This is a genomic window from Bacillota bacterium (assembly GCA_040757085.1).
Taxonomy (GTDB): domain Bacteria; phylum Bacillota; class Sulfobacillia; order JACIYH01; family JACIYH01; genus JACIYH01.
Genome location: JBFLXJ010000031.1, coordinates 70,807 through 85,392, shown reverse-complemented (window position 1 = coordinate 85,392; position 14,586 = coordinate 70,807). Strand labels below are relative to the sequence as shown.

Annotated in this window: 12 protein-coding genes; 8 read left to right on the top strand and 4 right to left on the bottom strand. The window is 65.8% G+C overall.

Annotated elements, in window-relative coordinates:
- Positions 1–15 precede the first annotated feature (15 nt).
- From AB1446_12110 to AB1446_12090, 5 genes are all read left to right on the top strand, one after another.
- On the top strand, positions 16–810 hold the full coding sequence (locus AB1446_12110) for an IclR family transcriptional regulator (GenBank protein MEW6547637.1): 795 nt from the start codon (positions 16–18) through the stop codon (positions 808–810).
- A gap of 120 nt (positions 811–930) precedes the next feature.
- Positions 931–1,713, top strand: coding sequence for a hypothetical protein (locus AB1446_12105; protein MEW6547636.1), 783 nt, complete (start codon positions 931–933; stop codon positions 1,711–1,713).
- A 46-nt stretch (positions 1,714–1,759) separates the two neighbouring features.
- Complete coding sequence (locus AB1446_12100; GenBank protein ID MEW6547635.1) at positions 1,760–3,628, top strand: energy-coupling factor transporter ATPase; 1,869 nt, start codon at positions 1,760–1,762, stop codon at positions 3,626–3,628.
- 2 nt (positions 3,629–3,630) lie between these two features.
- Entirely contained in the window at positions 3,631–4,446 is an 816-nt protein-coding gene (locus AB1446_12095; GenBank protein MEW6547634.1) for an energy-coupling factor transporter transmembrane component T, read from the top strand.
- Positions 4,447–4,463: 17 nt separating this feature from the next.
- Positions 4,464–5,774 carry an aspartate aminotransferase family protein gene (locus AB1446_12090; GenBank protein MEW6547633.1) on the top strand — a complete coding sequence of 437 codons (1,311 nt, stop codon included), beginning with the start codon at positions 4,464–4,466 and terminating at the stop codon, positions 5,772–5,774.
- 37 nt (positions 5,775–5,811) lie between these two features.
- Here the strand turns inward: AB1446_12090 and AB1446_12085 are convergent, their stop codons facing one another.
- The 3 genes from AB1446_12085 to AB1446_12075 all read right to left on the bottom strand — a co-directional run bounded on the left by AB1446_12085 (position 5,812) and on the right by AB1446_12075 (position 9,256).
- Positions 5,812–6,081, bottom strand: coding sequence for a MoaD/ThiS family protein (locus AB1446_12085; protein ID MEW6547632.1), 270 nt, complete (start codon positions 6,079–6,081; stop codon positions 5,812–5,814).
- Positions 6,082–6,134: 53 nt separating this feature from the next.
- A complete protein-coding gene (locus AB1446_12080; GenBank protein ID MEW6547631.1) occupies positions 6,135–7,886 on the bottom strand; it encodes an aldehyde ferredoxin oxidoreductase C-terminal domain-containing protein in 1,752 nt (583 codons plus the stop codon).
- A gap of 215 nt (positions 7,887–8,101) precedes the next feature.
- Positions 8,102–9,256 carry a GerMN domain-containing protein gene (locus tag AB1446_12075; GenBank protein ID MEW6547630.1) on the bottom strand — a complete coding sequence of 385 codons (1,155 nt, stop codon included), beginning with the start codon at positions 9,254–9,256 and terminating at the stop codon, positions 8,102–8,104.
- Between the two features lie 236 nt (positions 9,257–9,492).
- Between AB1446_12075 and AB1446_12070 the strand changes: the two genes are divergently transcribed.
- The gene (locus tag AB1446_12070) at positions 9,493–10,377 is read left to right on the top strand and encodes a serine hydrolase (GenBank protein MEW6547629.1); all 885 of its coding nucleotides are present in this window, start codon (positions 9,493–9,495) and stop codon (positions 10,375–10,377) included.
- A 39-nt stretch (positions 10,378–10,416) separates the two neighbouring features.
- On the opposite strand, the gene AB1446_12065 is transcribed toward AB1446_12070, so the two are convergent.
- Positions 10,417–11,754: an acetamidase/formamidase family protein gene (locus AB1446_12065; GenBank protein MEW6547628.1), complete on the bottom strand. Its 1,338-nt coding sequence runs from the start codon at positions 11,752–11,754 to the stop codon at positions 10,417–10,419.
- Positions 11,755–12,010: 256 nt separating this feature from the next.
- On the opposite strand from AB1446_12065, the gene AB1446_12060 reads away from it, so the two are divergent.
- Together AB1446_12060 and AB1446_12055 are read left to right on the top strand one after the other, a co-directional pair.
- Complete coding sequence (locus AB1446_12060) at positions 12,011–13,738, top strand: LytS/YhcK type 5TM receptor domain-containing protein (protein MEW6547627.1); 1,728 nt, start codon at positions 12,011–12,013, stop codon at positions 13,736–13,738.
- A 7-nt stretch (positions 13,739–13,745) separates the two neighbouring features.
- Positions 13,746–14,507, top strand: coding sequence for a LytTR family DNA-binding domain-containing protein (locus tag AB1446_12055; GenBank protein ID MEW6547626.1), 762 nt, complete (start codon positions 13,746–13,748; stop codon positions 14,505–14,507).
- The last annotated feature ends 79 nt before the right edge of the window (positions 14,508–14,586 follow it).

The window sequence follows — 14,586 nt, the reverse complement described above, 5'->3', positions numbered from 1 at the left end:
GGGGGTGCTGGTGACGTGAGGGCAGTCGAGCGCACCATCCGGATTCTGGAGGTACTGGCGGCAGCCGAGGACGGGGTGAGGCTGGCGGACCTGTGCCGGCTGACCGGTCTGGACGGTAGCACTGCTCTGCGTTTTTTGAGTGCCATGGAGAAGCTCGGATACGTGATCCGGGCTCCGGGAGACAGGAGGTACTCCCTTGGTCCGCGAGCCGCCCAGCTTGGTGGGGGAGCCGGACTGACGGTGTTGCAGAGGGTAGCCCGTCCCCACATGGAGGCGCTGCAGCGGGCGTGCGGCGAGGATGTCAACCTGGGCACGATGGACGCCGGGGCTGCCCTGTGCCTGGAAACGCACAAGTCCTCTCACGTGCTGGGAGTGAACCTCTCCAGCGGTCTGCGCATGCCTGCCCATGCCTCCTCCCTGGGAAAGGCCATGCTGGCTTTCGTCCCCGAGGACCGGCGCCGCTCTCTGCTCTCGGCCAGGCCCCTGGAAAGGCTCACGCCCAACACCATTACCGATCTTGAGGGCCTGGAGAGAGAGCTTGAACTGGTGAGGCGCCGCGGATATGCCACCGACCGTGAGGAGTTTTGCCCCGGAGTGGTTTGTATCGGGGCCCCCCTGTTCAATGCCCGGGGCCAGGTGGTGGCGGCCCTGAGCATTACCGCCCCCACCCAGCGCATTTCCCTGGAGGATCTGGAAGGGCGGTATGCTTCCCTGCTGCTGAGCACCTGCCGGGCCATCTCCAGGGATCTGGGTTGCAGCGTCCCCCCGGGGGCCGGAGCTGGATCCCGGGACGCGGATCGCGATCGTTAGGAGGAATACGAGACATCCCCGGCGAATTCAATCACTGGGCGCAAGAACTTGTTTCGCCTGGCGCAATAGGGGGCGGGACGGTTCTTGGACCGACCATAGATCCGGAAAGGGGGATGTCCTGTGGAAGCGACGGCGGTCAAAGAGGTCACCCGCAGGGCGCGCGGGCCATCGGTGGCATGGGTCACCCTGTTCGGCGCGCTGATCGGGGTGACGGCCCTGGTCCCCATCTTCCCCTACGTGGGAGGGGGCGGTTATGTTCCCCTGGCCGTGCCTTTTGCGGCCATTGCTCCCTTCCTGTTGGGGCCGTGGGGTGGTGTGGTGGCGTCCATTATCGGAGGACTCATAGGTATGTTCATCGCGCCGGGCGGCTTTCCCCTGGGGCTGCTGGATGTATTGCTGACCACCGTGCTACCCGCTTTCTTCGTAGCGTTGTTTACCAACGGGGAGAGGTACTGGGCTCTGAACACGCTATGCATAGGTGCCGTGGCCGTGATGACGCTGGTCTTCCCGTACTACGTGCCCGGGGCAGCGGCCGGGTTCGAAACGCCCCCGCAGCCTCTTTACTGGGCACTCAGCGCCTACTACTGGTTGCCTCCGCTGTTGGTGGCGGTGACCCCCCTGGGTAGCCGCCTGGTGCCGGGTTGGCTGCGCGGTCAGGATCGGGGGCGCAAGTACCTGGGGATCTTCGTTACGGTACTTGCCTCCCTGCTGGTGTGGTGGCTACCGTGGACCAGGCCGTACTGGTACCTGTTCAAGTACCCGGCCGCCCTGGCCATTGCCACTTTCATCGGCTACACGTGGTGGGTACCCGTTCTTTCCCTGATCACGGCCGTGATCACCATGCCGCTGGTGGAAGCCCTGGCGCGCACCGGGTTGCCGAAAGTGGAGCGGGCGCTCTGGTGAGAGCGCCCCTGAGCACCTCCGGGGGCCGGGAAACGGAGGCGAGGAAGTGTCTGGCGGGCGCACTCCCGTGGTGCTTCTGGAGAACCTGAGCTTTTCTTATGACGGCGAGAGGGACGTCCTCAAGGGGCTCAGCCTGTCCCTGGTGCCGGGTGACTTCCTCGTGGTGCTGGGGGCAAATGGGGCCGGGAAGTCCACCCTGTGCTACCTGCTGGCTGGGGTTATACCCCATATCTACGGGGGGCGCCGGCGGGGCACCGTCCTGGTGGACGGGCTGGACCCCTGGGACCATCCCATGTACGAGATGGCGCGGCACTGCGGAATCGTCCTCCAGGATCCCGAAACGCAGCTCTTCATGCCCACCCTGGAGATGGAGCTGGGGTTTGGCCCGTCCAACCTGGGCGTCCCGCGGGACGAGATCGGGCGCCGCACGAAGCACTTCCTCAACCTGGTCGGCCTGGAGGGGTTCGAGAGAAGGCCCCCCAAGGCCCTCTCCGGGGGCCAGAAACAGAGGGCGGCTTTGGCCAGCGTCCTGACCATGCTGCCCCGCCTGCTCATCCTTGACGAACCCACTTCCCAGCTCGACCCCGTGGGCTCGTTTGAAGTCGCCGATGCCCTGCGCACCCTGGCGCGCAGTCAGGACATGGCGGTGGTCATGACCACCCACAAGGTGGAGGAGGTCCTGGGGATCGCCACCCACTGCCTGCTCCTGCGCGAGGGCGTGCCGGTCCGGCAGGGCCGGTTTGCCGAAGTGGTGGCGGACGTGGAAGCCCTGGAGGCTGCGGGGGTGCAGGCACCGGTCGGCCACCGGGTACTGCACGCTCTTGGCGCCCCGGCCGATGTCCTGCGGCGGGTTGAGCCGGCACTGGTGCCGGAGACTATCCGGCAGTTCCTGGGTTGCGCGGAGGACAGCCCGCCGGTGCCGGGGGACAAGGGGGGAGACCTTCCACCGGCTGGCACAGCGCAGCCGGGCTGCGCAGCCGGCTCTCCCGCTGCGCCGGAGGATCCCGCACCATCCGGGGTGGTGGCCCCTGAGAAGCCCGTCCTGCAGGTGGAGGACCTGGTGGTGACGTATCCGGGATCGCCTCCGGTGACGGCCCTGCAGGGGGTAAGCTTCGCCCTCCGGCAGGGTGAGTTCCTGGGTATTGTGGGGCAGAACGGGTCCGGTAAGACCACTCTCGTGAAGGCCCTTGTCGGGCTGGTGCGTCCCTCCCGGGGCCGTATCATCTACCGGGGAGAGGATCTGGTCGGGCGCAGGACGGGCGACATCACCCGCCGCATGGGGCTGGTGCTGCAGAACCCCGACTACCAGCTCTTCAACGTTTCCGTCGAGGAAGAGGTCGCCTTTGGCCTGAAGAACCTGGGCCTCGACCAGGTCACCATTTCCCGCCGCGTGCGGGAGGTTCTGGAGGCCGTCGGGCTATACGAGGCGAAGGATTTGTTTCCCTTCAAGCTATCGTTCGGAGATCGGCGGAAGCTGTCGGTGGCGTGCGTGCTGGCCATGGGTCCGGAGGTGTTGATCCTGGACGAACCCACCACCGCCCAGGACTACCGGGGGAGGTATCTCCTGGCCGAGCTGGCGGACGGGCTCCGGCGCGAGGGACGGACGGTGATCATGATCACCCACGACATGGACCTGGTGGCGCGGTATGCTACCCGCCTGCTCGTGATGCACGGGGGTCAGGTCCTGCTGGACGGGCCGACCTCCCAGGTATTCCGGCAGGAAGAGGTGCTGGCCCGAGCCTGGTTGCGTCCCCCGGCTGCCCATGTGCTGGCGCGGAAGCTCGGGCTGTGCGGCGAGATCATGACTCCCGAGGCGCTCCTCGCTCACCTGGCGACCGTGGCAGCCCGACAGGCGACGGGGCAGTGGCCATCGCCAGCTGGCGCAGCCGGGTGGCCTGCGGTGGGGAGGGATTGAATGTGCAGACGCCCTTCGCTTACTCCGACAGCGAGTCGTTCGTGCACCGCCTGCACCCCCTGGTGAAGCTGGGGTTTGTCATTGCCACCCTGGTGATCATCCTGCTGCCGTACTTCCCTACCGCCCGGGATTTCGCCGTGTTGCTGTCGTGGCTGGGACTGGCGGGGATCTTCTGGGCCCTGGCGGGCATTCACCCCCGCCGGTTCTATGTCCTGCTCAAGATCCTCCTGGCCACATTCGTTTTCCTGATCCTGGTGCAGGGATTCATGTACCGGGGAGGCAGACCCCTCCTGGTACTGGGTCACCTGCCCATCCCCGGCGGCGCCGACCTGGGCGTGCTCACCGACGCCGGGCTCCTGTTCGGCATCCTGCTCTGCCTGCGCGTGCTGGTAGCGGTGGGCAGCGTGCCCGTATTCGTGTCCACCACCTCGCCTGGCAAGGTGATGGCCATGTTCCGGCGCCTGGGGATTCCCAGCCGGTTTGCCTTCATGTTTGTAAGTGCCCTGACCTTCACCGACCTGATCTTCGAGATGTGGCAGAGCATCCTGGATGCCCAGAAGTTGCGCGGGTTCGACCTGGCCTCCCTGGGCATGGTCGAGCGGCTGAGAAGGGGCTTAATACCCGTGGTTGTCCCCCTCGTCCTGCTCCTGTTCCGCCGTGGCGACGAGCTGGAGATCGCGCTCCAGGGCAAGGGGTTCGGTGCTCCGGGCAAGCCCACGGAGCTGGAACCCCTCGCGTTCACATGGCGCGACGTGGTGGCAGGGGGAATGATCCTGGCAGCGGTGGCCGGGGTGATCCTGATCAAGTTCGTCCGGTAGCGGGGAGGTCAGAAGCGGTGCAAGAGAAATCCTTCGCAGACCTGGTAGCCTGCCTGGGGAACCTCCTGGCCCCCAGCCTGGCGGTGGACTGGCCCAACCTGCCCGTGTCCCACGCCAGCGGAACCTGCGTCTGGGGGACGGACGGCCGGCGCTACCTGGATTTCGTGTCCGGAATGGCGACAGCCAACCTGGGGCACAACCACCCCCGGGTGGTGGCAGCGGCTAAGGAACAGATGGAGAAGCTCATCCACGGTCCTGTGGGGGTGCTGCTCTACGAACCCATCCTCCGGCTTGCCGACGAACTGCGCGCGGTGATGCCCGGCGACCTGGACATGTTCTTCTTCGGAAACAGCGGGGCCGAAGCCGTGGAAGGAGCCGTCAAGCTGGCCCGTTACGTGACGGGCAGGCCGGCCCTCATCGCCTTTGAAGGCGGCTTTCACGGGCGTACCATGGGGGCGGCGTCCGTGACGTCCTCCAAGAGCAAGTACCGCCTGCACTACGAACCGATGCTGCCGGGGGTGTACTTTGCCCCTTACCCCTACTGCTACCGGTGCCCGGCCGGTCGCCAGCAGGGGGCGTGCTCCCTGGAATGCCTGGAGCGGCTCGAGGGGATGTTTCAGCACCTGGTTGACCCCTCGCAGGTGGCTGCTATCCTGATCGAGCCGGTCCTGGGGGAGGGCGGGTACGTGGTGCCACCTCCGGGGTACCTGAGGGGATTGCGGGAGCTCTGCGACCGGCACGGTATCCTCCTCATCTTCGACGAGGTACAGACCGGCTTTGGCCGCACGGGCGCCATGTTCGCGGCCCAGGCGGTGGGGGTTAACCCCGACATAATGGCGGTGGCCAAGGGGATCGCATCCGGGTTCCCCTTGGGGGCCACGGTGGCCCCGTCCCGCCTCATGAAAAAGTGGTCCCCCGGAGCTCACGGGACCACCTTCGGCGGTAACCCGGTGGCCTGCGCCGCTGCCCTGGCCACCCTCGCCGTCATGCGGGAGGAGGACTTGCCGGGCCGGGCCCGCCGGTTGGGCGACCGCGCCCTGGCCAGGCTGCGGGATCTCGCTGCGCGCCATCCCCAGATAGGGGACGTGCGGGGGATGGGCCTGATGATCGGGGTCGAGTTCGTTCAACCCGGCACGGGCCGCCCGGACGGGGAGCTGGTGACCCGCGTTCTGAAAGAGTGCCTGGAGCGCGGTCTGATCCTGTACCCCTGCGGGACCTTCAACCACGTGATCCGCTTCATCCCGCCTCTTACCGTGTCCGAGGAGGACCTGGACACCGGGCTGGATACCCTGGCGGCAGCGGTGGCCGCCGCCACCGCCAGGGCCTGATCGCCTGCTCCCAGGCCAGGTGGGCGGACGCTGCCCTTCAAGGCTGTCCGCATGGTCTGGCCTCTGTGCCGCCGGCTATGGGGGGAAAGACCCCTACTTCGTCTCCCTCGCGGAGAACCTGGTCGGGTTCTGCGCGTCTGCCGTTTACGAAGCTCTGCTTGACCTCGCGCTCAGGTATGCCCAGCCGCCGGTAGAGGTCTTCCAGCTTAGACCCCTCCGGCAGCTCCACCGAGAAGGTGCCCTCGTGACACCCCGGGGGTGCGTATTTCCGCACTGTGGCATACAGGCGCACGCGGACGGTAGGCATCTGTGGATCCTCCGCCACACGGGGGGTTGCCAGCCGGCAACCCCCCGCGCTCGTTACCGGGACTCGGTGAGAACAGCGGCCACCCGGTCGATTTCCTCGTCGGGGACGTCGTACACCTGGTTGTGCGGCGGGAGGGTTTCGTAACGCATGAACTCCGGAGGCCGGTCGTGGGCCCGGGTGAATCCTGCGGCCTCGTTGAAGGAGCGCTCCGTACGGAGGATCTGCGTGCCGATGGCGGTGGCGTCCTCGCCAGACCATGCGGTCCCCAGGACGCCGTTGCAGGTTTCCACCATCCCCTCGAAGCCCGCGGGGATGTCCAGGATGGCGAAGGCGATGAAGAGGCAGTAGCCGGTGCTGTCAAGGAACGCAGTGGCGACCTGCAGGTTCGTGGAGATGTCCGCCTTGCCGTGCGGCAGCAGCGGGTCGGCCTTACCTCCCACCGACAGGATCTCGGGCGCCACCGTGTATCCTGCCGTGTGGTCAGCGCCCATGGGGGAGGTCAGGTATGTGACCCCGATGCCCTTGACTGCCCGTGGTTCGTACGCCGGCATGCCCTGCCCCTTGACGGTGGGGACCCGCGTGAGCCCGAAAGCCCTGCCCGTGAACGCTGCCCCGTTTCCAAGGATACGTCCCAGGGGGGTGCCCAGGGCACACTCTCTCAGCAGCCTGATGGCTGCTTGCCCGTCCCCGAAAGCGGCCAGCCCCGCTTCCATGGCCACCGCCAGCGTGACGCCCGCTTCAATGGTATCCAGGCCGCTGTCGTTGCAGATCCAGATCAGCTCGGCGATGGTGTCGAGGTCGTCGATGCCGCAGTTAGCGCCCAGCGCCCAGACCGACTCGTACTCCAGGCAGGACACGTGCTCGGAGCCGTCCTGCCTTGCCCAGATGTTGCTGCACCGGATTATGCAGCCCGGGTGGCAGGAGTGCCCCGTCTTGCCGCCCCGCTGCCTGGCTGTCTCGGCGATGGTCTCTCCCGCTATCCTGCTTGCTCCCTCGAACCTGCCCGAGCTGAAGTTGCGGGTGGGGAGCCCACCTGCCTCGTTGAGGACGTTGATCAGGGCAGCGGTACCCAAGGTGTTGAGGGTGCCGCCGGGCCTGGTAATCGGGTGCTCGCGCAGGGCGTCTGACAGCTTCCTCAGACCGACCCTGAAGAGATCCTCGTTGGCGATGCAAACCCCCGGGGCACCCGTATCGTCCACCAGAATGGCCTTGAGCCCCTTGGCCCCCATCACCGCTCCCAGGCCGCCGCGGCCCGCGTAGCGGGACGGGCGGAATTCCGTATCGTTGCAGCAGACGCCCGCCATGGCCATGCGCTTTTCGCCGGCGGGCCCCGTGGCTATGAATCCCGTATTCCCAAACCGTTCCTGCACACGGGCGGCAAACTCGTAGAGCCCCAGGCCGGCCAGGTCTTCGGCCCGCTCAAGCTCGCCCCCGTCTTTGTTGAGCTTCAGGACGAAGAACTCGTCGTTCTCTTCGGGCTGGCCTTCGATGACAATCGCAGCTATACCCATCCTGGCCAGGCTCTGCGCCACCGGTGTTCCCGCATTTGCCTCCTTGATGCCCCCGGTGAGGGGTGACTTCGCGCCGACGGAGATGCGGCCGGAACTGGGCGCCGCCGTCCCGGTGACGATACCGGGGGCGAACACAAGGCGGTTGTTGGGGCCCAGGGGATGGGCGGTGGCGGGAACCTCGTCCGCCACCAGAGTGGAGGTGAGCCACCTGCCGCCCATGAACCGGTATTTCTCCGGCAACTCTTCCACCCGCACGGTCGTGTCGGTCATGTTGACCCGCACCAGTTTACGCACTTTCAGCACCTCCCGATCCCGCCTGTTTGGGATCTCAAGCTGAGCTGCAGGTTGACCGCCCGCACGGTAGCATGTGACCGTTCTTGCAGCTACCACCCCCCGGAAACCACACGACAGGGCCACGTCCGGTGTGCGGGGCTGCCCGGCAGATGCTGCTGGTTGAATGGCAGGCTTACTTCTCCGTTGTAATCACCGACGGTTTCCGCTGCCGTAACTCATTCGATGCTTCGGTCAGGTATTCCTTCCCAAAAGATAGGCGTGCTCACCATGCTCGCAGGGAAGCCTGCCAGGGCCGAGCCGCATGCGAACACGTCCACCAGCACGCGGCAGGGGTCGGGCAGCGACCACAGCCGCCACCCGTAGGCGCGACCGGGGCGGAGGGCCAGGCTGAACGAGAAGGCCTGGTCGTCTTCTGTTACTTCCCAGCGTAGCATGGCGACCCGCCAGTCGTCGAGCTCAACCTCCCCGCCGGGCTTGAGCTCTTTGACGGCGGTGGCCCGCATGGCGTTTATCGTAACCTGGATTACTCCGGATGCTGACCAGGTTCCGATGGTGGCAGGGACCAGGGGGGCGGGGGTGCCGTCCGGGTTGTCGATCTCAAACACCACCCGGAACACCGCCGGGTGACTCGCCCAGCGCAGGGACCGGAGGCGCAGCCCGTCGGTGATTTCCCCCACCTCCTGGCGGGTAGGGATGCTCAGGATCCGCGGGTTGCCGGTCAGGTATTCGGGAAGCCCGATGTGCCCCCAGAAGTCCTCCACCAGCCTGCCGTCAACCGGGCCCCGGTTCTTGCCTTCCACCAGCAGGCGCACCTTCTCGACCCCGCGGAACTGGGCGAGGGTGAAATACAGGGCGTTGAGGGCCAGGGCTTCCGTGGTAGAGCTGACTCCCACCTCCGAAGCCCTGGTGATCACCTCGCGGCTCAGGTTTGCGGTGGCCACTCCTCTTTCGATCTCGACCCCCAGGACCCGGGTACTGGCGGGGAGAACGGGTCCAAGTCCCGCGTCTCTCTCCCTCGCAGTGGGGCCGGCCACGAGAGCTTCGACGGCCGCGGTCGGGTACCGATCCTCCGGTCCGGACACGGTGCGCAAGGCGGCCTCCAGTTTCCCCTCCCTGGAGAGGAATACCACCACCGGTGACGATCCCGAACCCGGGGCGGGGGCGTCGGAGTGGGTGGGAGGCTGAGGCTGGGGCTGGCCTGCGGGAGGAGGGCCGGGTGGCTGGTTCCTCGCGCACCCTGGTCCCACGAGGAGGAGAATCGCCAGGGCTGCTCCCAGCAACCGAGTACCGGTGCTGCGCAGGCGCCGGGTGCGAGCCGCCCGCACCCCGGCCCGGGCCAGGTAGGACATGAGCGTAGCGTCTTGCCTCATGGTTACGTTCTCCTTCCTTTTTCGCACGGTACCCGCTCTTGTGGTGCTGTTACCTTAAATATCACACCGCTGCCCTTCTTGCCACAGGGGGGAGCAGGATCGTTTGGTACTTGTTTTCAAAGGAGCAGGATTTTAAGCGTCAGTGCAGAAGGCCTACCAGCACAGGTTCTGGTTAAGCCGGGGGCAACGCGTTTGCCCCCTGATTCTGGCTGTTTGCACGGGAGGTCGGGAGAACGTTGACAGCAGAGCTGACTTCGCGGCTGATGTCGGTGATCGGCTGCACCTCCGCGACAGTGGGACTTGCCGCCCGGAATCTGGTCACGGGCGAGGAGGTGCACGTCAATTCCGCCCTGGTGTTCCCCACCGCGAGCACCTTCAAGGTGCCGCTTCTTTTGGAACTTCTTCGCCAGGCGGAAGCAGGCCAGGTTGAACTTGGGCAGAGGGTGGAAATGCCCGAAGGTGGCAGGGTCTTCGGCTCCGGCGTACTGAAGGAGCTGGACGCCGGCCTGCAACCAACGCTACGTGATTTGGCAACTCTGATGATTATAGTCAGTGACAACTGGGCGACCGACGTGCTGGCGGACCTGGTGGGGCTTGATAACGTGAACCGCACACTGCGGGCACATGGCCTGGAAGAGATCAACGTAGTGCTTAACTGTGGGCAGATCCTGGCAAGGGCCGGGGGCATCACTTCCGTACGGCCGACTGCAGAGGAGATGGAGCTAGCCCGCCAGCGGCTGGAGAGCGGGGGCATGGCACCGGACAATCCGGCGCTCAGTGAGGGGCAGGACAACAACGTGGCAACGCCGCGAGGCTTCATGCGTCTCCTGAGCATGGTGGCAGAGGGGCGCTACGTGAGCCCCTGGGTCTCTGAGCAGGCGCTGGAGATCATGAAGAAACAGCAGCTCAGGCAACGCATCCCTCTCTTGCTTCCCACGTCTGTAAAGGTCGCGAACAAGACCGGCACCCTGGGGCCGGTGCGCAACGATATTGCAGTCATTTTCGGGCCGCGAGCCGCGGTGGCAATGGCGGTGCTCACAAAGGGCGCGGCGGACCCCGTTGCAACTGACCGCGTCATTGCCGAATGTGCGCGCCTGGTCTTCGAAGCTTGGGCGGCCTAACTGTTCCCGCCAAAGCATGCGTGTAGGTGAACGGTAAGCCTATCGCCCCGGAGTAAAAGAGTTCTGGGTGCCAGCCCCATCCTGCAGCAGGTCGTACTGTTCCCTGACGAACGGCAACAACCCCACACGCTCCAGCCGTTCCAGTGGAGCGAGGAAGGTGACCTGCACCACACCAGGCAACCGCCCGATTTCGATGGCCCCCGTGATAGTGGCCCGGTTCTTGACCTCGGGCACGCTCATACCGAGCAAGCTGGCCGCCCGCTCGAGCCCGTTCTGGGTGGCCGCGTTCAGATCGGGCCCGGTGCCGACAAAACTTATGGGAGCAGACTCTTCAATCCGCCCGACTCCCCACCTGTGGGCCAGAGCCAGAGCCCGGGCGCGCTCCCCAGCCTCAAGAGGCCTGGCCAGGTAGGGCAGGTCTTCGGCGACGGGCAGGATTATGGGTCCATCTATCCTGAGGTTCTTGACCACTCGCACCTGGAGCGTGACGGTCCCCGAGACGTCGGTGGTGTGCCCGGCCACCTCGCCATCGCCCTGGCAGGCGTGCATGTCACCCACGTACACCCCGCCTCCCGGTACCTTGACGGGGCAGATCACCACGGCACCGGCCCTTACCGCGTCGATGTCCATATGCCCGTCGGTGCGATGGGCCAGTTGTTCCGCCGTGATGGCGTACTCGTGCGGTGCCCCCACCAGGAAGGAACCGAAGTCGCCCGCGTTGTGAGAGTCGGGCATGGTGACCGCCGGAGTCGTTCCCAGTTGCCCCAGAAAAGGCCGCAGCCGGGTGACCAGCCCGACCAGGTCATGGGGTGCAAACACGAGGATGGGGTTCTGGACGGAATTTGCGGGAAGGGCTGCGAAGCGATGGGCGTCCCGCGCTACGGCTTCCGCGGCCTCCCGGTCCAGGGTGACCCCGACCCCGTACCTCTCGTCGAACGCGACGGTGTAGCCGCTGGTGAACGTGAACGGGGTGGCGTCAGCCCCGCAAATCGCGCACCGCACCGCAGCCTGCCCGGTGCCTTCGATGCGGGTGGGCGGGTACATGGTCCCGCACTGGGCACAGCGCGCCGCCACGTAGGGGTCCCCCAGGTATCGCCCTTCCACCCACCTGTCGTTTCCGGAAGAGCTGGCCAGCGAGGTGACCGTGATGTTTTTGATGCGGATGGCAATTGCGTCGCCCACCTCGGCGCCCTCTACCGCGACCGGCTGGGTGACCTCGTGTCCCCCGCGGATCGCCGGAGTAATCATAGGCCCCCAGCATCCCGGAGCCGTGTTGGCCACGATGTGGCCTCCATCCCGCACCGGTCCCAGCATGGGACGATCCGGGCCGAGGATACCATCGGTGAACGCGTCCACAAATACCGTCTCCCTGCCCACGGTTCTCCCTCCCGTCGATTTCCGGGTGGATCTGGTAAGCTATGGATAATCTTCGGCGACAGTCGCCTGATTCCTGCCGTCTTGCAAGTAGAGGAGCCAACTGCACACAAGGTTTTCCAGCAGGACTCTTTTATCCTCTCACGAAACCAATCGTCGGCTGACGGGGTGCGCAGGGACCCCTGGCCTGGGCAGGAAGGCCCATTGACACCCCGCGCGGCGGGGGACTCCCGCTACGTCAGGAGGCATACAGCCAGTGGTGCAGGTGATTTTGAGCCTGATATACAGCACGTCTGTAATCGGCATGGTGGCGTATCTCTTCTGTCGGTCCCGGTACTTTCAGGAAAGGTTGGCGCAGCCGGGACCGTGGTCCCGACTGCCGTTGGCACTTTTTTTTGGCGGGTTGTCCATCATGGGCACCTTTATGGGGGTTCCCGTGCACGGGGCGCTGGGCAACATGCGCTCGGTGGGGGCCACCGTGGGGGGGCTGTTCGGGGGACCCCTGGTAGGTATCGGTGCCGGTGTAATCGGCGGGGGCCACCGGCTACTGCGGGGAGGGTTCACGTGCGTCCCCTGCGGCCTGGGCACGCTCGTGGCCGGTTGCGTGGGGAGCGTGTTCTACCGGCGCAACCGGGGCCGCCCGCCCACCGTTTCCCAGGCGGCCCTGGCCTCGTTCCTGGCGGAGTCCGTGCAGCGCGTGCTCGTCTTGTTGCTGGCCCGTCCCTTCGACCTGGCCGTCCAGCTGGAACTCACAGTCGGCCCGCCCATGCTGATCCTCAACCCAGTCGCTGCCGCCCTCTTTGTCCTGATAGTCGAGGACATGCGCCGCCGTCTGGATGCGGACGTATCCAAACGCGTGCAGGGTGCCCTCAGCCTGGCCAGGAGCGCTGTGGTTCCCCTGGTGCGCGAGGGGTTGTCGGAGGAGAACTGCCTGCCCATGGTGCGAGAACTGAGGCGAGCCACTGGTGCGATGGGGGCGGCCCTGGTTACGAAGCAGGGTGCCTTGCTGGCCGCGGCATGGGCGGAGAGAATGTCCGCGGGTTTCGTGCTGTGGCTCACGGGCGCCGTGGAAGGGATGCTTGCCCGGGCTGACGGTATCGGGCCGGTTCGACAGAGGCTGAGTGTGCCGGCGGCGCACCGGGTCCGCGGGGTGCCGGCCGAAGTCGATGTGGTCGCTTCGCCCATTCTCATGGCCGGGGATTGCTCCGTGGCCGGGTGGGTGGTGCTGGTTCCCTCCGGTCAGGTCTCCCGGATCCTGGCCGACCAGGTGTCCGCGGGGCTGGCGGAACTGCTGGCGCAACAACTCCATGTGGCCGCTTTGGAGAGGCAGGCTGCCCTCGCCGCGGAAGCTCGCCTGCAAGCGCTGCAAGCCCAGGTGAATCCCCACTTCCTGTTCAACTCCCTCAGTGCCATAATCGGCCTTTGCCGTACGGATGCCGCGCGCGCCCGGGACCTCTTGCTCCACCTGAGCGACTTCCTGCATGCCACCCTGCGGCGGAAATCCTGTTTCGCCACGGTCGACGAAGAAATCGAGACGGTCATGAACTACGTCACCATAGAGAAGGCGCGCATGGGCGAGAGGTTGCGTGTGGACGTGAACGTCGACGACGAAGCGAGGACCGTGCTGTTGCCGGCCTTCACCATTCAGCCTCTGGTGGAGAACGCCATCAAGCACGGCCTGTTTCCCAAGCCTGCGGGCGGCTCTGTTCGGTTGACCGTACGCGTTCGGGGAGATTGTGTCGAGGTCACGGTGACGGATGACGGCGTGGGCATGAGCGGTGAGAGGTTGCAGGCGGTGCTGGGGTGCCTCCAGAGCGGGGACGGCGAGGGGACGGGTATCCACCGCGTCCACGCCCGTCTTCACGGTTTGTACGGTGACCGGTACTCCCTCAGCATGCAGAGCGAGGAAGGCCGCGGTACCTGCGTGCGGATACGCATCCCCGGGAACGGGGTTGCGGACGGTCGCGGGTGGAACACGGGGAGGTAGGCGGGGGTTGAGTTGGGACACGGCGGATCTGGGGTTGAGAGTGGTAGTGGTAGAGGATGAGGAGGTGGTACGGGCGGAACTCGTACACCTTCTCCGGAGCATCCCGGGGGTGGAGGTGGTGGGAGAAGCCGGCACGGCATCCCAGGCGGTGGACTGCATCCGCCTCCTTGCCCCGGACGCCGTATTTGTGGACGTGAGATTGCCCGGTCTGGACGGGATGGAGCTGGCGCACACCATCGCCGAGATGAAGAATGCACCCCTGGTGGTGTTCTCCACCGCGTATCCGGACTATGCGGTGGACGCCTTTGGCCTGGGTGCGGTGGATTACCTGCTCAAGCCGTACACGCCGGACCGCGTGCGTAAGACCGTACGTCGCCTGCGGGGCTTGTTGAGCGAGCAACGTGCCTGCGCCGAGCGGAACGATCGGGTGCGCCGCACGGTGGCGGTGCCCAGGTCGCGCGGCTGGGTAATGATTGACAGGAATCAAATCTGCTGGTTACAGGTGCGGCTGGGGGGCGTGTACCTGCACACGACGGGCGGTTCCTGTTACCTCATGCCCGGCACGCTTTCCGAATACGAGCAGCAGCTGGGCGATGCGTTCTTCCGAGCTCACCGGCACGTCCTGGTGAATCTGGTGCATGTGGCGGAAGTCCTGCGGCAGGAAAATGGGAATCTGTGCCTGGTGATGGACGATGCCCGCAAGACCAAGCTCCCGGTTTCAAGGCACCGGTCGCAGGAACTCCGTTTGAAATTGGCCCTGGAAGCTTGACAATTTGCCGGCTGCCATTCAACCCCTCCTGCGTGCAATTCAGGGACTAGTGCATGCAGATCGCCCATATTGTTCGTCA

Excerpts from the sequence above, each read along its gene's own strand:
- AB1446_12075 (MEW6547630.1), bottom strand. The coding sequence starts at position 9,256 with ATGAGGCAAGACGCTACGCTCATGTCCTACCTGGCCCGGGCCGGGGTG.
- AB1446_12085 (MEW6547632.1), bottom strand. The coding sequence starts at position 6,081 with ATGCCTACCGTCCGCGTGCGCCTGTATGCCACAGTGCGGAAATACGCA.